This window comes from Hungatella effluvii (assembly GCF_003201875.1).
Taxonomy (GTDB): Bacteria; Bacillota; Clostridia; order Lachnospirales; family Lachnospiraceae; genus Hungatella; species Hungatella effluvii.
The window spans coordinates 198,648-217,134 of the sequence record NZ_QJKD01000007.1; the positions used below are offsets into that span (position 1 = coordinate 198,648).

Consider the following 18,487-nt stretch of genomic DNA (forward strand, 5'->3'; position numbering starts at 1 on the left):
TTTATTTCTGAAAACCACTTGGGTTCTAAAATCGACCACTTATACAAAAATGCTTACACTCCGAAAAAAAACTTGTTATAGTATGGAGGATTAGCACAAAGAAAAGAGAAATGGCATGAGAAAAACAAAGAATTTGAATGACAGGTGGCAGTTTACCGGTCCGGATGGAAGGACCGTGTCAGTGAATCTGCCGCATACCTGGAACAGCGTGGATGGGCAGGATGGCGGTAATAATTACTGGCGCGGTTCATGCAGGTATGAACGGGAACTGGACATGCCGGAGTTTCAGAAAGGTGAAGAACGGGTCTATCTGGAATTCCGGGGAGTGAACGCCAGTGCGAGGGTATATTTCAATGATACCCTGGTGTGCACCCATGACGGCGGCTATTCCACATTCCGTGTGGATGTGACAGATCTGCTGCGGGAGACAAACCGGCTGGCTGTGGAAGCGGACAATGGCGTCAACGACCGTGTGTACCCGCAGAAAGCGGATTTCACATTCTACGGGGGAATATACCGTGACGTGAATCTGGTGGTGGTGAACCGGAGACATTTTGCTCTGGCTGACCGCGGCGGGGACGGAATCCGCATTACGCCGCAGGTGAAAGAACTGGACGGATATGTCAGAGTCCAGACCTTTACCGAGATGGATGCAGGGGGAAATAAGCCTGATGCAGCGCTGCCGGACGATGATTGTGAGATCCGCATCGTTCTTCTGGATTCAGACGGCGCGGCAGCCGCCTCCGGAACCGGAGCGGACTGCACGCTGGTCATCCCTTCCGTGCACTTATGGGATGGCTTAAAGGACCCGTATCTCTATACGGCGGTCGCGCGCCTGGAGTACCACGGGAAAACCGTGGATGAGATCCGCTGCCGGTTTGGCGTCCGCACCTTCCATGTAGACCCGGAAAAAGGATTTTTCTTAAATGGCCGCGGCTATCCCCTGCGCGGCGTATCCCGCCATCAGGACTGGAAGGGACTGGGCAATGCCATCACGAAGGAGCACCATCAAAAGGACATGGAGCTCATCCGTGAGATTGGGGCCAATACGGTCCGCCTCGCCCATTATCAGCACGATCAGTATTTCTACGATCTGTGCGACGAGTCCGGCCTGGTGGTCTGGGCGGAAATCCCTTATATTTCCGAACATATGGCCAATGGAAGAGCGAACACCATAAGCCAGATGAAGGAATTGATTATCCAGAATTACAACCATCCCTGTATCGTCTGCTGGGGAGTCTCCAACGAGATTACCATCTCCACAAAGAATAAGAAGGATATGCTGGATCATCACCGGGAGCTCAACGAGCTCTGTCATGAGATGGACCCGACCAGGCTGACAACGCTGGCCTGCTACGCCATGTGCGGACCGTTTAACCGGTCTGCGCATATCACCGACCTGGTATCGTGGAATCTGTATCTGGGATGGTACGTCCCGGGGCTGTTCCTGAATGATTGGTGGATGCGGTTTTTCCATTTCCGGTATCCGAAGCGCTGTCTGGGGTATTCGGAATACGGATGTGAGGCTATGCCGAACCTGCATTCCGGAAAGCCGCGCAGAGGGGATCACTCGGAGGAGTATCAGACCATTTACCACGAGTACATGTTAAAATGCTTTGAACGCAACCCCTATCTGTGGGCGACTCATGTGTGGAACATGTTTGATTTCGCGGCGGATGCCAGAGATCAGGGAGGAGAGGCCGGTATGAACCACAAGGGGCTGGTTACATTTGACCGGAAAATCAAAAAGGACAGCTTCTATCTCTATAAGGCATACTGGAGTGATGAGCCGTTTGTGCACATTGCGGGACGCCGCAGGGCGGACCGGGAGGAATCTGTCACTACTGTGAAGGTTTACACCAATCAGCCGAAGGCCGCGCTGTACGCGGATGGAAAGCTGATGGAGGAACAGACAGGAGACCGTGTTTTCAACTTCCGTGTGCCCTTAAACGGCACGGTAACGCTGGAGGTGAGAGCCGGTGAATGCAGGGATACCGCTGTCTTTCATAAAGTCGCGGTTCCAAACCCGGCATATAAGCTGGTCAGGAAAAAGTCCTCCAGCGCCAATTGGGTGTAAGAAAATATGCAGTTGAAAGGAAGGAAAAGTTATGTTTATGAAAAAAAGAGCGCTTTGGCGCGGCTTGACAACTCTGTTTACATTTATTTTTTCACTGACAATTATTATTGGGGTTGTGGCTGAAAGCTACAAGGCGACGATCGATACCGCTCTCGGTACTTTGAGTGAGAAATTCGTCTCCGAAAATACAGAAGATGACCCTTTATATGATAAGTTTCAGCCGTCGGCGGAGGTTCTCAATGAAGACGGAACCGGCAATTCCCACGCGTTGATTCAGAAAGCCATTGATTTAAACCGCCAGCAGGCTGCGGAAGGCGCGGTACTGCTTAAGAACAACAACGCAGATGGACAAGGACTTCCACTGGCCGGCAATTCCCAGGTGACGTTATTCGGAATCCGTTCTCACGTATCCCTGCTGGGTTCCAGCTTCGGCGTCAAGGCACAGGGTCCTTATATCAGTCTGGAGCAGGCGCTTACTCAGAATAAAACTGATTTTAAGAATACCATAGCCTACACGCTGAACAATAACTTTGCCACCGGCGAGGTTACGAGAGGCGCGACGTTAGACTCCTGGAGCGGAGACGAATTTGAGTTCGAGGGCGCAGGCTTTACCGTTAATCCGGTAATGACAGCGGTATATGATAAACTGAATGAAACGTATCTTCACTCTGAAAATGAGACTCCTTCCGCGGAGTACGACCCGGGCGAGCCGTCCGCAGCGGAGATCAAGGCAGTCAATTCCGATTATGCGGCCAGCTTTGCCGAATACGGCGACGCGGCAATTGTAGTCATCAGCCGTCCAAGCGCGGAGTCCAAGGACTATCTGCCGGGCGGAGTGGTTGACGGTCTGGGAGCAGAGGAACCGCTGCAGCTGACAGCCAATGAACGCGATACCATCGAGATGGCGAAGAAATGCAGCGACAATGTAATCGTGCTGCTCAACTCCGCCAATGCCGTTGAAATCGGTGACTTAAAGAATGACCCTGAAATAGATTCAATTCTCTGGATTGGATTCCCAGGCTGCTACGGTATGCTGGGTGTGTCAGATATCCTCTGCGGACGCACCAGCCCTTCCGGAGCACTTCCAGATATCTACGCAACCTATAATATGTCGGCTCCCGCCATGCAGAACATGGGTAATTTCCAGTATGAAAACGGGGCGGATATGCTCACCCGCGGCGCTGGACAGACCGGCGGCACTACAGGCAACTACCTGATCGAGGCCGAAGGCATCTATGTTGGCTACCGCTACTATGAGACCAGATATTACGATTCGGTATTTGGAAACGGCAACGCCGGTTCTCCGGTCGGCGCTTATGCGTCTTCTACGGAGTGGGACTATGACAAAGAGGTAGCCTATGGCTTCGGATATGGTCTTTCTTATACCGATTTTACCCAGGAATTCGAGGGAGAACCGGAGTTTAACGTCTCCACAGATCCGGAAACCGGCGTCTGCGATGCAACCGCCGTATTTCATGTAAAGGTAACAAATACCGGTGACATGGCCGGAAAATCCATCGTCCAGATTTACGGACAGGCTCCTTATACGGAGGGGGGCGTTGAGAAGTCAGCGGTTCAGCTGCTTAATTTCGGCAAGACCGATACCCTGAAGCCAGGCGAATCACAGGTGGTCTCCGTAGAGGTTGATTTACAGTATATTGCCAGCTATGACAACACGTATGATAACGGTGACGGCACCGTTGGTACTTATATCCTGGATCCGGGAACGTATTACTTTGCCATGGGTAACGGCGCACATGACGCTCTGAATCACATGATGGCCCGCCAGGGAGCGGATCCGGAAAGTCTGTCAGGCGAGAGCAACAGCGCTATGGCTTACGAACATAAGATTACAGAAGATTTTATTTCCAGCACCGCTTTCTCTGTTTCGAAAACCGGAGAGAAGATTTCAAACCAGCTGGATTACGCTGACTGGAACTATTTCCAGCCGGGAGAGGTTACTTATTTAAGCCGTACTGACTGGGCCGGCACATATCCGAAGAGCTACACCGGTATGACACTGGTCAATGAAGAACTGATTAACCTGCTTAACGGCAATTATTATACCATTCAGACGGACGACGACACCTCCGGAATCACCTGGGGGAAGGACAGCGATCTGATGTTCTATGAGATGTACGGCACTGATTTTGACGATGCGAAATGGCAGGACCTGCTTGATAAGATGACGCTCGAGGAAGCACAGTATCTCGCCACGTTCGGCGGTCCAAGTATCCCTGGAGTCAGCTCCATCGGTACAGTGGAAACATATATGACCGAGAACGCAGGAAATGGTGTGGCTGTAAACTTAAACGCGTCAAAGGACACGGGGGCTCCCTGGAGCATCTCCGCCAGCGATCCCAACGGAAACTGGCATCCGGAGGTATTTGCCAATGCACCGCTTGTAGCGGCTTCCTTTAACCAGGATTTATATAAAGAAGTTGGCTCCTTTATCGGTGAGGAAGCACTGTTCACAGGAATACCGATTTTGTGGGGACCTGGTTTAAATACTCACCGCCATGCTTATAACGGCCGTAACGGCGAATACTATTCGGAAGATCCGGTTCTGTCCGGTTCCGCGGCTATGGAATTTGCCATCGGCGCACTGGATTACGGCCTGATTGCAGCACCCAAGCATTTCGCATTTAACGATCAGGAAACAAACCGAAGCGGCGTGGCGCCTTACATGCTGGAGCAGAGGGCCCGTGAGGTCGAGCTGCGTGCTTATCAGATCGCTTTCGAGGCGACCAAGTACGACACGGAGGAAGAGGACGCCGGTATGCGCGGCCTGATGATTTCCTTCAGCAAGATTGGACCAGTGGAATGCACTGCCAGCTACGAACTGATGACAGAAATTCTGAAAGAGGAATGGGGCTTTAAGGGATATGCCGTCACCGATATTTATGACGACACCGATATTTACGGAGCGGTACTGGCTTCCGGAACGACCTGCTTTGATACCCGTGGTATCTCAGGCTTCTATGGAGCTACGACGCTGGAGAACTGTTCTACCTTTGCTACTCAGGTTGACGGCAGCAAGCTCAGTGCCCAGCTGCTTTCCGGCGATGCGAAGCTGCAGAATGCCGTGAAAGATTCCTGCCACAATATCTTATATGCGTTCAGCCAGAGCAGTCTGATGAACCGTTATAACAGCACGACACATATCGAGCAGACCATGACATGGTGGCGTATGGCCTATATGGCGGCTATCGCAGCATTCGGCATTCTGCTGCTGGCCAGTGGAGCTCTGTATGTCGTGTCCTCCAAACGCAAAGAAAGAGAGGTATCATAAAATGACAGCTTTTATTAAAAAACAGGGTCCGGCTTTCTATTTCAATATCCTGTCCGCAGCAGCAGGTATCGTGGCGTTCATCGCCATGGTGGTCAGCAGTACCATGAACGAAGCTTATGCGCTTAATTCCTTCCCGCTGTTTGTGCTGGGGGCAATTGCCGGGATACTTCTGATCGTGATTGCTGTTTACGCCGCTAACCGGTGGGGAAATTACGATTATGTGGGGACACTGTCCGGTGTGGCTGCCGTTGCTCTTTTTTCAGCCGTCATCGGCGGGATCATCATGAACCGTGTCCTGCTGATATCCGGATTATTTTCCTGGAACTCCGGCAATACGCCTGGCTGGAACGTATTCTATGCCAGCGTGGTTTCCATTGCCTGCTTTGTGATCTCCATCGTGCTGCTGATTATCGGTTCATTCTTAAAGAGTGTTAAATAAGAAAGCAGGAGGTACCATTTATGAGCAACGAATCAACAACGGCGGCCGGCATGAACCGGGCAAAGCCTTACCAGCTCGTCCTGTTTCCGTTTAATAACGGTGCAACCAATGTTTACTATATTCTGACCATCACCTACATTGCCTATTACGGCAATGGGGTGCTGGGACTGGCGCTGATGTTCGCCACGACCATGGTAACGGTTATGCGTCTGTTTGACGCGGTGACGGACCCGATCATCGGCGCTCTGATCGATAAGACCAACGGACGCTTCGGCAAATTCAGGCCTTATATGGTGCTGGGAAATGTAATTATGGCGGTGAGTGCGTTTCTGCTGTATTTTGGCACCAGGCTCATCCCCGATACGATGATGTGGCTGCGCTATACGTCCTATGTGGTGATCTATGCGCTCTATGTAATCGGATATACGTTTCAGACCTCCTGTACCCGTTCTGGACAGACGGTACTGACCAATGACCCGAAGCAGCGGCCCATGTTTACGATTTTCAACATGGTGGCCAGCATGCTGGGGATGGGAGCGATCCAGTTTCTGGCACCCATTTTCCGGGCGAAGTTCGGAGACTATACCACGGCCGCATTTTTCGACATGATGATTCCGATCTCGGTTATTATCTCTGCCTTATTGACGGTGCTTGCAGTAATCGGCATCTGGGAGAAAGACCAGCCCAAGTATTTTGGACTGGGAAGTGAGGAGAAGCAGAAGATCAGGATCTCTGAGTATGTGGCTATCATGAAAGAGAACAAACCGCTCCGGAGGCTGATGGTTGCAGGGGCCGGCTGCAAGCTGGCGCTGGCCATTGCCACCAATGGTACAGTGCTCTGTATGCTCTATGGTTCCATGATGGGCAATTATAACGGGCTGTATCTGCCGATGATGATTGCCGGCTACGTGTTCTCCGCGCCGTTCTTTGTGCTGACGGTGCGCACCTCTCAGAAGCACGGGCAGAAGGCGTCCCTCACGCGTTACGTGGGGCTTGCGCTGGTGATGTATGTGGGAGTCTTTGCACTGCTCCTGTTCTGGAAACCGGGCGTGGCGGGAGTGAATCTGTCTCTCAGCAGCTTAAATATTTATACGGTCCTGTTTGTTCTGCTGTTTGGAATCGGATATGGAGCCTACTATGCGACGGCGGATATGCCGATCCCCATGGTTGCAGACTGTTCGGACTATGAGACCTACCGCTCAGGCAACTATATCCCCGGCGTAATGGGAACGTTGTTCTCCCTGGTGGATAAGCTGGTGTCCTCTTTAAGCTCTACGGTGGTGGGAATTGCTATCGCAGCCATTGGACTGTCTACGCTGCCCGGCGGTGATACGCCTTACATGGAAGGCATGAAGGGGATCGTCCTCGTGCTGTTCTGCGTGATTCCGATGATTGCCTGGGCGCTGACCCTGTGGGCCATGAAGGGCTACACACTGACCGGAGAGCGCATGAAGGAAATCCAGGCGGTCAACGCGGTCCGCAAGGATGCGATTGCCAAAGGAATGAGTACGGAAGAGGCGCTTGCTACCTGGAAGACCATGGATCAGGTGCCGGTGGAGTTTCGGCAGGAATGATGGGGGAGCAGCAGGAATAGGTAAAACAAAGAATAAGTAAAACAATGAATAAGTAAAACAAAGAGGATGCCCGGAAGGAATGAATTTGACTTCCAGGGCATCCTTTTAAGTGGCCTTAACCTATGTACATTACCATGAAAACAACGGCGTCTTCCCGTCAATGGCGATCCAGCTGATACTGTGTTTTTTCACGTGAAGAAGGCTGCAAATCAGGTCGATCTGATTATACTTTACGACACTGTTCGAGTGAGTCCCCACCCAGTAGGTTTTTCCGTCGCTTCCCGTCACTTCAACTGACCTTCTCAGATAACCGTAGCCCTCTTCCGCTCTGGCGCGGTCATCCGTGAACCAGTCTGTGCCGTTCGTCAGGATCTCCTCCTCATGGCCGGGATAGTTGTCGAGGACGTACTGAACCGTCTTCACCATGGCATGGGCGGTGCTGTTGACCCGTTCGGCCGGCCCGTTGTTTAATTTGATAAATTTGGCCTTGCCGCCGCCCGGCGCTTTCTGCGCCTGTGTGTCTGGCTCCGCGGATGGCCGCCGGTCTCCGGCAGCAGCCTCACGGTAGCTTACGAGGTCGATCTTCTCGTCATCCTCCAGGCTGTTGTTTACGATCTGTGCAAATCTGCTAACGTCTGCCACGTTCCTGGTCAGTAAGTAGAGCTCATCCTTTTTAAACGTATTGGAATCCAGAACCGGATAGTTACCTGACAGCTGTGCCGCAGCGCCGCACAGTTCGGCGAAGAGTTCCATCATGTCTTTTAATTTGTCCCGAATCAGTTCAAAACAGTCTGTGAACTGGGAGTAATCGCTGCGGTATCCATTAAAGAGCTGGACCATATATGTGGTGAAATACCATTTCCCGTTTTGCAGTACAGCTGCCGCTGCCGGATTGTCCGTAATGATTTTCTTTACATTTTTTCCATAAAAATCGGCCACTCTGACTGCAAAATACACGGCGCCGTAGTACTTCTCAAAAATCTCCGCTTCCTGTTCATCCTCTGCCTCCAGCCATTCGGGTACGAATATCGTTTTATCCTGAAAACTGTATTCTCCGCCGGTGTCATTTCGGGAACTCAACAGGACATTGGTGCCCTTGCTGCGGGCGTCCCCCGGGTACCCTGCGCAGGCCTTCCGGGCTCTCGCAAAATCGACGAGGTCGACGGTGCGCCTGGCGATATTTCCTTCCCCGCGCTTCACCAGCCTGAAATACCTTTTGCCGTTCATCTGCTCCCGCTCCAGAAATGCGGCCAGCTTCACCACAAATGGCGATGCGAAGGCGATATCCTCCGCCTTAATGGGCTTCTGCCGGTTTAGGGCCACGCTGATCTCATTCACCTCCCGGGTCGAATCCGATTCCGACTCGGCGGCCTGCGCAGAGTGTGGAATATGTATGATGCGCAGCAGTACCTTGGCGTTCTTCGACTGCCTGATCTTTTCCTCCAGCTTTGCCGCTTCCTCTGTTTCCCCTTTATTTTTGCATTCCTTTAAATCATATTCCATCTCATAAAGGCACTGGGCGGATGCGGTGATGGTCTGGGCTCCGTTGATGACGGAGAAATGAAGGTCACCATATTCGGATATGTGTTCCAGAAGGACCTCCTCCACACGGTCCAGTCTAAAATCGGGCCGTTCTACCAGAATGGTAATACCGTTATTCTTAAACCAGAACTCGCCGGGACTGTTTCTTAACGTATCTTTGATCGCGCGGTCAACGCCCAGCTGTTCGTTTAAACCGTACCGGACATTGCGCTTAAACAGCTTGTCGCCGATTCTGTTATAGATATCAATCAGCTGGTACAGGTGGACAGAAGTCACATATCCCCGGTTAGAACCTTCCGCCTCGTCCTTATTTTCCCAGTTGATATGGCATTTCATAGGGGGCATCTGGATAAACTCAAACCGGTTTACATTGGTCAGCTTGATGTCCTGCTCATTGTAGCTGTTGTCGAGAATATAGAGAAAATTTACAGTACCTTTCCAGGCCTTCATCTCTTTCCGGATATTTTTCTTCATGGTCTTACCTTCCGCCGAAAGAAAAAGTCTTTCGAGGAAAACCCGGCTTTTCATGTTGTCTACGATGCAGATGACATAGATATTCTTTTCCGCCGATTCCGGCATATTTGCCAGGCGGCAGGCTTCCTCCTCCAGAGCCGCCAACAGGCTGCCGCTGTCCTCTGTAAATTTCAGAAACAGAAAATTCTCACTGCTGTCAATGCCCATCTGTACAGAACTGCAGATTTCCCATTTTTCCGCCCGGACCAGGAGATTCAGCGCCTTTTGAGCCTCTTCGCTGTCCCACCAGGTCTCGTCGCAGTCGATATCACGGTTGCTCAAAATATTTCTGATATACTCTTTATAGTTTTCGATTCTCCTGGCTCTCATCCGATTTTCGCTCATTGTCTTTTGTCCTTTCCATACTGATTAGCAGCTGGCTCCCTGAGAATTTATGAACGCCATGCTGATTTAGCTCTTTGGAAAATTCCAGAATTAACTGGTTGTAACGGTTTACGATAGTATTCAGTTCTTCTTCTGTCAGGTAGTTCTTCTGTATGGCCTCTTCCAGGTTCTGGGTAAAGTCCAGCAGGCCGATCCGGTAGCTGTTAATCATATTTTCCACGTAGACCAGAATCCCGTCTGTATCCAAATCCTTCCGGTTATCCAGGATGTAGTCAAAATAGTAATCCAGCTCCTTCTCCAGCATTCTGACGGCATACTTAAGCTCGTTGCCGCAGCAGAACTTCTCCGTGTTCAGTTTCCGGCTCTTATTGCTGATCTCATCTACCAGATTCACAATCTCCGGATAGATACTCCCGGTATGAATGCCGAAAAATTCCTTTAATTCTTTTCGGATCAGCGGTTTGGCCTCCTTCGGAATCCGGATGCCATACGTCATCCACGCGGGTAAGTCCGCAGCATCATTGCCCTGGAACAGAATGAAGGCGCCCTGCTGTGCCACGATCCGGTTATTCAGCTTTGTGTGGTCAATAAATTTATGGTTTTTCTCAAAGATAATCTTATCCCGGTGCCACTGCCTGTCCCGGTTAATGATGGCGTCGTAATTGGCATTGGTATTCTCCGCGCTGGGACTGAAGATCTCATCGATGAAAAATACGAACACCATCCCATCCTCGTGATCCAGCGAATCAACATCCTTGCGGTAGTACGGCGTGACTGCAAAATACAGGGCCGTCAGGCAGTTATAGGACACATCCAGAAGGCGGCTGGGAAATTCTCCGTGCTGGGCGTCGATGGCGTTGTCCAGATACCGCTTCTCGCCCGTCAGCCTGTTCTGTCTCATGGCGTCAAAGAGACTCTTCTCAAAGAAAGGATTGCCATCCATGACGCCCCTACGGAAAATGTTGGCGCGGCAGGAGGTGGTATAAATCTGGGGCTCGCCCCGGTAAACGTAACTGTAATTTTCACCTTTACGGGATTCCATGTATTCTTTTATCTTGGAAATATAATCGGATACATTTTCAATGGGTTTTTCTGAGATTTCTTTGACTCTTTTATCTTTGGGAAGAACATAAGCGCTGTTTTCGTTCAATTGCTTTCCCTCTCTTTCGATATAGATTCCCCTGCTGGCTGGGCCAGGAAAATCATGATGGTTTTATTATAGCTTATACGGAAGAGGCATTCAACGGGGAATCGGCGTAAGTTTGGTGAAATATGGCATGAAAAAGATGAAAAAAAGCCATAGTAATAGCAGGCGCGTAAGAAAAGTAAAAGCGAAACAGAAAAAGAGGAACGAAAATGAAGAAAAGAATACTTGGTTGTCTTACAATGTTATGTGTAATCTCGGTGATACTAACCGGCTGCAGAAATCAAAGACAAGGAGCCGAGGATCTACAGAACCGGGAATCCTCCTCCCTGGCTATGGCGGAGGAAAATGCCATGAACCGGGAAGTGGGGGCGCAGGATTCAGGAGACCCACAGGGGACAGGAGGTTCGCAGGATTCAGAAGACGCGGTCAGAACCGCTGGAAAGGCGGAAGCGGGCAATGTAAGGGCGGAAGACGATTATTACAATTATGTAAACCAAAAAATCCTTGCAGAAATGCAGATCCCTGCGGATTCTGGAAACTGGAGTTATTTTTACGAATTGGGACAGAAGTCTTATGATAATTTAAGTGATCTGCTTAATGAAATTATCAATCAGAGAGAGCAGTTTGCCGAAGGGTCACCGGAACAAAAAATAGCCAGTCTATATCTGACTGCAATTGATATGGAGGGGAGAAGAAAAGCAGGATTTGGTGCGCTGCAGCCTTATCTTGACAGCATCCGCAATGCGGCTGATATTCAGGAATATATAGAAGCGATCGGGACTATAAACAATGAACTGGGATTCTCCAGTCTCATTGCTCCGACTTATTATGAGGATATGAAAGATTCCCAGAATTATGGCTGTTATCTGGGGAGCGCCGACTTAGGGCCGGGAAAAGAGACGCTGGAAGATGGTACACAGTCGGTTATATTGGAAGCATACAGGAAATATATAAAAAATATAATGGAATCCACAGGAATCAGCGAAAAAGAGGCGGAAAGAGCTGCTTCATCCATTTATAAGTTTCAGACTGATTTAGCGTCTGCAACGCTTCCGCTGTCTGACCAGAATAACCCTGAAAAAACGTATAATCCCCAATCGCTGAAGGAACTCAGCGCCCTATACTCCAATATTGATATAAAAGCATATTTAAAAGCGGCCGGGGCGGCCGGTTTTAATTCCTGGGTGGTAAATGATCCGGGACAGGCAAAAAAGGTGAACAGCTATCTGACAGAAGGTCATCTGCCGCTGTTAAAGAATTACTCCATTTTCTGTCTGATTAAAGACTTCAGCCCTTGCCTGACACCGGAAATACGGGACAGCACCATAGCATGGAGTAATGCTCAAAAGGGAATTCAGGGAAAGAAAACGGATAAAAAGCTGGCAGGAGAGCTTGTTCAGAATACATTTGGATTTGAGTTCGGCAGGCTTTATGTAGAAAAGCATTTTTCGGAAGAAGATAAGAAGAATGTCGAAACGCTGGTCCATCAGATTCTGGCCGCCTACGAAGATCGTATAAACGGATTGGATTGGATGGGAGAAGCGACAAAAGAAAAGGCAATTCGAAAACTGGAGCATATGACCCTCAAAATTGGTTATCCGGATCACTGGCCGGACTACTATAAAAACGCAGTCATTCTTCCGGAAGGGCAGGGCAGTCTGGTTGACAATATGGTAAATGTATACCGATCGCTCAGATCCTACGAAAAAGAAGAAATAAAGAAACCGGTTGACCGGACCCAATGGGGAATGACGCCTCAGACTGTCAACGCATATTACAATCCTCTGAATAACGAAATTGTCTTTCCGGCCGCGATCCTGCAGCCTCCCTTCTATGATCCAAATGCAGACGATGCTTCAAATTTAGGCGGGATTGGGATGGTGATTGCCCATGAAATCAGCCATGCGTTTGATTCCTCCGGCGCCCGCTATGATGAAAATGGAAATTATAATATGTGGTGGACAGAGGACGATTTAAAGAAATTCCAGGATCTGACTCTTAAGGTAGCGGCGTACTATGACGGCCAGGAGGCTGTGAAAGGGCGTTATGTAAATGGCCGCCAGACGTTAAACGAGAATATTGCCGATTTAGGCGCCCTTGCCTGTGTCACCTCGATTGCCGGAGATGATACGGAAGCCCTGAATTCTCTTTTCACGCAGTATGCCCGCATCTGGGCGTCAAAATATACAGAGGAAAGCATGATCCACAGGCTTAATACGGACGTTCATTCTCCGGCAAAAGTGAGAGTAAATGCGGTCTTAAGTTCCACAGAGGCTTTCTATAAGGTCTACCCGGATTTAAAAGAGGGCGACGGCATGTATGTGACGCCGGAAAAGAGGGTGAAGATCTGGTGATGCGGGTTGGGGGGAAGCCAGCCCGTTTGTTGAGTCGTTGAGCGGAATCACCTGATTAATTTGTTGGGGGATGCTGGACGACTAGAGCGACTGAAAACGCGGTGGTGAACGAGAGAGCAATTGTTTAGGGATAGGGGGAACGTAAACCATTTGTGTAAAGTAAACTATTTGTGTAAAGTAAACAATTCACGTAAAGTAAACAATTTGTATAAAGTAAACGATTAGTTGACAAAACAGACTTATTAAAGACTGAATTTTTAATGCAGTAGCTATTGAGTGATAAGATGGCCTTTACAATGGAAGCAAAATATGTAGTATAGTATTAATGTATAAAGAAACAGCAACCTCATTTGGAACGGCTTGCTTTTACCCTGTTTTTGTGCTATAGTAGGAAAGCTGATTTTCCCCTGAAAACAGGCAAAAACGGCAAATATATGGTGTGTTCGAGACCTTCCACACCTAAAACAAAACTAAAGGAGAAATGAATATGTTACAAAAATCTTCAAGCAGAACCTATTTTATGGTTTATGCGGCGGCGATTGCTGCCATCTACACCGTACTTACGATGGTATTTGCACCGATCAGTTTCGGTCCTATCCAATTCCGAATTTCGGAAGCGCTCTGTATCCTGCCATTTTTTACACCGGCCGCAGTCCCGGGGCTGTTTATCGGATGCCTGCTGTCCAATTTATTGTGTGGCGCCGCAGCATTGGATATCATTTTTGGGAGTCTGGCTACGCTCATTGGGGCCTTGGGTTCCTGGATGCTCCGCAAAAACAAGTGGGCGGTCTGCCTTCCACCGATCCTGGCAAACACAATTGTTATTCCATGGGTGTTACGTTTTGCGTATGGCTCGGAGGATATGATTTTGTATGCAATGGTAACTGTAGGTATTGGTGAGATTCTGGCGATCGGTGTTCTGGGAAATCTTTTAATGGGAGTTCTTTATAAATACAGACAGATTATGTTTGGCAAGAAAAATCTTGCGTAATGAATTCTGAAACAGGCCTAAAAGATCGAACTTAGAAAGAAAAACATTGTAGAATTTTCAGAGAATATAGGAGAAAAGCAAGTTAGAAAATAGAATTTAAGAGCTTAAATTATGAAATACAGCATACTGGAGGAATACCCTTGCCTGATAAACAGATAAGAGGTAAAGGGGGAATCCAGTAGGCTGTATTTTTAATTAGTTTCTTCTATATAATTGGTATTATAAGAACTGAGTTTTTAAAGTTAAATAATATTTGGAAAAGTGTCAAAAAAATGATACAGCAAACACCGGATAGTTTTAAATAAGAGTATGAAACTATATTATTATAAAATAACAATACATATTTTTAATTAATCGTAATGCGAATAGCATTGAACAAAGATTTCGTTCCATTAGCGTTCATCACAAGCCTTCATAAATAATTTTAACAGATCCAATGCATATCTTTTTTTCTTGATGCTGCAATTTCCCAGAATTTCAATGACTGCCTGCTGTTCCACATCCAGGTCGGTGAATTCGCTGGTATCCTCATTATTTCCGTAGATTAAGTAATCCAGCGAAATATTGAGACAGGATGCAATGCTAAGCATTGTGTCAATGGACATACCACAGGTTCCGCGTTCAATATCCTGGCAGTATTTATAAGCACGACCGATTTTTTCCGCAAGCTCTTCCTGTGTTAATCCCATAATCATCCGTCTGTTTCTGATCCGTTCCCCTGCTGCAATTCGATTATATCCCGCCAATTCATAAGCCTCACTTTCCAGAAATTACCGTACATAAAATTATTATATGGTTCATTAAGGTTGACAACACCTGTTTTGAGGGTATAATGATAGTAAGTTTTAAACGTATATTATGCACCTGTTTCTAACGCGAACAGATGATGAGGTGCCAAAAATCGACATACTGTCGAAAAATGATCATACGGCACTAAAAAGGGTGAGGATGAAAAATGTATAAAAAGGCTAACCTTGGCTGGCTGAAACACTGGGATTTTATGATCCTGGATTTAATTTGTCTGCAAGTGGCATTTATAAGCGCTTATTTTATTCGTCATGGGGTTCATTTGGCATATGAGAACAAGTTGTATCGAAATATGGCCTTTGTACTCTTCTTGATTCAAGTCTGCGTCACTTTCTTTGGCGAGAGCTTTAAAAATGTTTTGAAGAGGGGATATTATAAGGAGTTTACAACTACATTTAAGCACGTATGCCAAATAATTCTAATTGCGGTATTTTATTTGTTTGCAACGCAAACCGGTGAAGGATATTCCAGAATTACATTGGTCCTGACCGGCATTATTTATATGGTCATCAGCTACATAGCCAGGATTCTTTGGAAAAAATATTTAAAAACCAAGGGTGTTGTAGGAAAAGGAAATCGATCGTTATTAATTATAACATCAGAAGAAATGATGGATATAGTGATTGATAATATTCGTAATAATAATTATGAAGGTTTCCAGATTATAGGAATCAGCCTTCTTGATGCAGACAGGGTTGGTGAGACGATCAATGATGTGCCGGTAGTAGCAACCCTAGACAATGTTGAAGAGTATGTCTGCAGAGAATGGGTAGATGAGGTATTTCTTAATCTGCCCAAAGAGATTCCATTGCCAAGAGACCTGATTAATCATTTCATCGAGATGGGGATCACGGTTCACTTGAAACTGATCGAGATGGCGAAGCTGGAAGGCGAAGTTCAGCGGGTAGAGCGGTTGGGAAGCTACACCGTTTTAACGAGCAGTATTAATATGGCTTCATGGAAACAGGCATTTTACAAGCGGGCTATGGATATTGCCGGCGGCCTGATCGGATGTATCATCACTGGAATTTTGTATTTGATTGTGGCACCATGCATTTACATAAAATCACCGGGACCTATCTTTTTTTCACAAGTCAGGGTAGGTAAAAACGGTAAGAGATTTAAGCTTTACAAATTCCGCAGCATGTATATGGACGCGGAGAAGCGTAAGAAAGAATTGATGGCACAGAATCGTGTGAAAGATGGAATGATGTTCAAGCTGGACCACGATCCCAGAATTATTGGTGGTGACAAAGGGATTGGAGGATTTATCAGAAAGTATTCGATCGATGAGTTCCCTCAGTTCTGGAATGTACTGAAAGGCGATATGAGCCTGGTAGGTACGAGGCCGCCGACCATCGACGAATGGGACAAGTATGAACTGCACCACCGCGTAAGGCTGGCCATAAAGCCCGGAATAACCGGAATGTGGCAGGTGAGCGGGAGAAGTGATATTACGGACTTTGAAGAGGTTGTGAGGTTGGATAAGGAGTATATCACAAACTGGAGCCTGGGGTTGGATATGAAGATTGTGATGAGGACTGTGGGTGTGGTGTTTGGGAAGAGTGGGGCGATGTAAGGGTTAGATAGATAAAAGTAATGGGTTTTAGGGTGTGAACTGGAAATAATAACAATTATTTTGTATAGGAGAGAAATTTACGTTTATCATGAATATGTTTTAAACTCTCTTTTGTAATATTAAATTAAACTATGTTTATTTATATATAGAATAGCAGCTAAAACGAAAAAGTACTTAGCCAAATTTTACTTAGTAGGATACATGAATATTAAAACTATTTAATACAAGTATGGAGATGGGGGACAAATTAAATCGAAAAGCATTTTATTATATTAACGAATATATGGGGATAGTTTTTTTTGTATTATGATGTTGTACTGTTTTGTTGTAGTTAAAATTTGTTCTTAATTATTATTAAAAGGATTAATGTAAATATACAAGAAGTTTAACAAACAATAACAGCAATTATATAAGTTTTTTAATGTATAAAAAGATTGAGGAAATCATCAATGAGTAAGATTTAACCGGTAACCTGTTTGACATAGTCAGTTTAATAGTCGTAAAACTTTTAACTGGCATAAAACAAACGCAAAGCCCTCTCAAATTGATTTTATATAGCACTTTTTAAAGAGATGAGGAATAGACATTATAATAAAAGATTACAAAATGGCCGTAGCCGGAATGGGATATGTAGGATTATCGATTGCTACATTACTTTCCCAACACCATAAAGTAACCGCTGTTGATATTATTCTGAAAAAAGTGGCGACGATAAACAATCGTATATCTCCAGTTCAAGACGAATATATAGAAATATTTAAATAAGAAAGAACTGAATATGATAGCAACTTTGGATGCAAGGGAGGCTTTTATAGTAATGTTGATTTTGTAATAATCACTGCTCCTACAAACTACGATGCTACAAATCAATACTTTGATACATCTGTAGTAGAGGCAGTGATTAAATCGATTATGAAGTATAACCCAGATGCCATAATGGTTATCAAGTCCACAATTCCTGTGGGCCATACCAAGAGTATCCGTGAAAAGTTTGGTGATGGTGATACAAAAAAATCAGCAGAGATTTTGCTAAATTGCTTCAGGAAGGTGCGATAAAGGAAGATATCGATATGTATGTGGCATAATAGGAACACAAACATCTAGTCAGGAGATGGGTAGGTGATGAGTTCATATATTCTTATCCGGAAAGGTGAACAAAAAGTCTGTGAAAATAGCGTAAATACAAGGAAAATCGCAGGCTTTCAGGCCGCCAAAGAAGGAAAGAGTTATGCCGCAGTGGACGGATATTTCCACCCGCTGTTTGTCGTGGCCAAGAATGAAAAAGTTAAAAAACAGGATTTTAATTGCTTTGTGAAGATAGATATAAAGCCGAGTAGGCAGATGTGAAAGAGGAGCAGTAATAAGATGAAAGTTTGTTTAGTAGGGTCCAGTGGAGGACACTTGACACATTTATATATGTTAAAACCGTTTTGGCAGAATAAGGAACGTTTCTGGGTAACCTTTGACAAAGCTGATGCGCAGTCCCTTCTTGAAGATGAGAAGATGTATTCTTGCCATTACCCAACCAATCGAAATATAAAAAATCTAATTAAAAATACGATTGTTGCTTGGAAAGTTCTTAGAAAGGAAAGACCGGATCTGATTATCTCGTCAGGTGCAGCAGTAGCAGTACCATTCTTTTATTTAGGAAAACTCTACGGAGCAAAAACAATTTATATAGAAGTCTTTGACCGCATTGATGCTTCTACTGTAACTGGAAAGTTGGTATACCCAATCACCGATAAGTTTATAGTCGAATGGGAGGAGATGCGTCGTGTATATCCCAAGGCGATTAACTTGGGCAGCATTTTCTAAGGAGCATAAGGT

Annotated in this window: 12 protein-coding genes and 1 pseudogene; 10 read left to right on the forward strand and 3 right to left on the reverse strand. The window is 46.6% G+C overall.

Features of this window, described 5'->3' with window-relative positions:
• Positions 1-115: 115 nt before the first annotated feature.
• From DFR60_RS15065 to DFR60_RS15080, 4 genes are read left to right on the forward strand one after another with little or no spacing between them, the layout of a single operon-like run.
• A complete protein-coding gene (locus DFR60_RS15065; protein WP_110323623.1) occupies positions 116-2,077 on the forward strand; it encodes a glycoside hydrolase family 2 protein in 1,962 nt (653 codons plus the stop codon).
• Positions 2,078-2,108: 31 nt separating this feature from the next.
• Entirely contained in the window at positions 2,109-5,369 is a 3,261-nt protein-coding gene (locus DFR60_RS15070; RefSeq protein ID WP_110323624.1) for a glycoside hydrolase family 3 C-terminal domain-containing protein, read from the forward strand.
• A gap of 1 nt (position 5,370) precedes the next feature.
• Positions 5,371-5,808 (forward strand): hypothetical protein, encoded by a 438-nt coding sequence (locus tag DFR60_RS15075; RefSeq protein ID WP_110323625.1) that lies wholly within the window; start codon positions 5,371-5,373, stop codon positions 5,806-5,808.
• A 20-nt stretch (positions 5,809-5,828) separates the two neighbouring features.
• Positions 5,829-7,382: an MFS transporter gene (locus DFR60_RS15080; protein WP_110323626.1), complete on the forward strand. Its 1,554-nt coding sequence runs from the start codon at positions 5,829-5,831 to the stop codon at positions 7,380-7,382.
• A 129-nt stretch (positions 7,383-7,511) separates the two neighbouring features.
• Here DFR60_RS15080 and DFR60_RS15085 read toward each other — a convergent pair whose 3' ends face one another.
• Both DFR60_RS15085 and DFR60_RS15090 read right to left on the reverse strand, forming a co-directional pair.
• Positions 7,512-9,782, reverse strand: a complete 2,271-nt coding sequence (locus DFR60_RS15085; protein ID WP_110323627.1) for an AIPR family protein — start codon at positions 9,780-9,782, stop codon at positions 7,512-7,514.
• Entirely contained in the window at positions 9,739-10,932 is a 1,194-nt protein-coding gene (locus DFR60_RS15090; protein WP_243005084.1) for an FRG domain-containing protein, read from the reverse strand. The genes DFR60_RS15085 and DFR60_RS15090 overlap by 44 nt, the downstream gene beginning before the upstream one ends.
• A gap of 206 nt (positions 10,933-11,138) precedes the next feature.
• Here DFR60_RS15090 and DFR60_RS15095 point away from each other — a divergent pair, with 206 nt between their 5' ends.
• Together DFR60_RS15095 and DFR60_RS15100 are read left to right on the forward strand one after the other, a co-directional pair.
• Positions 11,139-13,283 carry a M13 family metallopeptidase gene (locus DFR60_RS15095; protein ID WP_110323629.1) on the forward strand — a complete coding sequence of 715 codons (2,145 nt, stop codon included), beginning with the start codon at positions 11,139-11,141 and terminating at the stop codon, positions 13,281-13,283.
• A gap of 487 nt (positions 13,284-13,770) precedes the next feature.
• Positions 13,771-14,274: a QueT transporter family protein gene (locus tag DFR60_RS15100; RefSeq protein WP_025530687.1), complete on the forward strand. Its 504-nt coding sequence runs from the start codon at positions 13,771-13,773 to the stop codon at positions 14,272-14,274.
• 392 nt (positions 14,275-14,666) lie between these two features.
• On the opposite strand, the gene DFR60_RS15105 is transcribed toward DFR60_RS15100, so the two are convergent.
• Positions 14,667-15,020 carry a helix-turn-helix domain-containing protein gene (locus tag DFR60_RS15105; protein ID WP_002605575.1) on the reverse strand — a complete coding sequence of 118 codons (354 nt, stop codon included), beginning with the start codon at positions 15,018-15,020 and terminating at the stop codon, positions 14,667-14,669.
• A 209-nt stretch (positions 15,021-15,229) separates the two neighbouring features.
• On the opposite strand from DFR60_RS15105, the gene DFR60_RS15110 reads away from it, so the two are divergent.
• The 4 genes and pseudogenes from DFR60_RS15110 (at position 15,230) to pssD (ending at position 18,475) form a co-directional block, all read left to right on the forward strand.
• Positions 15,230-16,660, forward strand: coding sequence for a sugar transferase (locus tag DFR60_RS15110; RefSeq protein WP_110323630.1), 1,431 nt, complete (start codon positions 15,230-15,232; stop codon positions 16,658-16,660).
• A 621-nt stretch (positions 16,661-17,281) separates the two neighbouring features.
• Positions 17,282-17,716, forward strand: a pseudogene (locus tag DFR60_RS15115) (hypothetical protein).
• A 66-nt stretch (positions 17,717-17,782) separates the two neighbouring features.
• Positions 17,783-18,007, forward strand: coding sequence for a hypothetical protein (locus DFR60_RS15120; RefSeq protein ID WP_110323631.1), 225 nt, complete (start codon positions 17,783-17,785; stop codon positions 18,005-18,007).
• A gap of 18 nt (positions 18,008-18,025) precedes the next feature.
• The gene (gene pssD / locus DFR60_RS15125; RefSeq protein ID WP_110323632.1) at positions 18,026-18,475 is read left to right on the forward strand and encodes a PssD/Cps14F family polysaccharide biosynthesis glycosyltransferase; all 450 of its coding nucleotides are present in this window, start codon (positions 18,026-18,028) and stop codon (positions 18,473-18,475) included.
• The last annotated feature ends 12 nt before the right edge of the window (positions 18,476-18,487 follow it).

Excerpts from the sequence above, each read along its gene's own strand:
- DFR60_RS15095 (WP_110323629.1), top strand. The coding sequence starts at position 11,139 with ATGAAGAAAAGAATACTTGGTTGTCTTACAATGTTATGTGTAATCTCG.
- DFR60_RS15110 (WP_110323630.1), top strand. The coding sequence starts at position 15,230 with ATGTATAAAAAGGCTAACCTTGGCTGGCTGAAACACTGGGATTTTATG.
- DFR60_RS15080 (WP_110323626.1), top strand. The coding sequence starts at position 5,829 with ATGAGCAACGAATCAACAACGGCGGCCGGCATGAACCGGGCAAAGCCT.
- DFR60_RS15120 (WP_110323631.1), top strand. The coding sequence starts at position 17,783 with ATGAGTTCATATATTCTTATCCGGAAAGGTGAACAAAAAGTCTGTGAA.
- pssD (WP_110323632.1), top strand. The coding sequence starts at position 18,026 with ATGAAAGTTTGTTTAGTAGGGTCCAGTGGAGGACACTTGACACATTTA.
- DFR60_RS15075 (WP_110323625.1), top strand. The coding sequence starts at position 5,371 with ATGACAGCTTTTATTAAAAAACAGGGTCCGGCTTTCTATTTCAATATC.
- DFR60_RS15085 (WP_110323627.1), bottom strand. The coding sequence starts at position 9,782 with ATGAGCGAAAATCGGATGAGAGCCAGGAGAATCGAAAACTATAAAGAG.
- DFR60_RS15070 (WP_110323624.1), top strand. The coding sequence starts at position 2,109 with ATGTTTATGAAAAAAAGAGCGCTTTGGCGCGGCTTGACAACTCTGTTT.
- DFR60_RS15065 (WP_110323623.1), top strand. The coding sequence starts at position 116 with ATGAGAAAAACAAAGAATTTGAATGACAGGTGGCAGTTTACCGGTCCG.
- DFR60_RS15100 (WP_025530687.1), top strand. The coding sequence starts at position 13,771 with ATGTTACAAAAATCTTCAAGCAGAACCTATTTTATGGTTTATGCGGCG.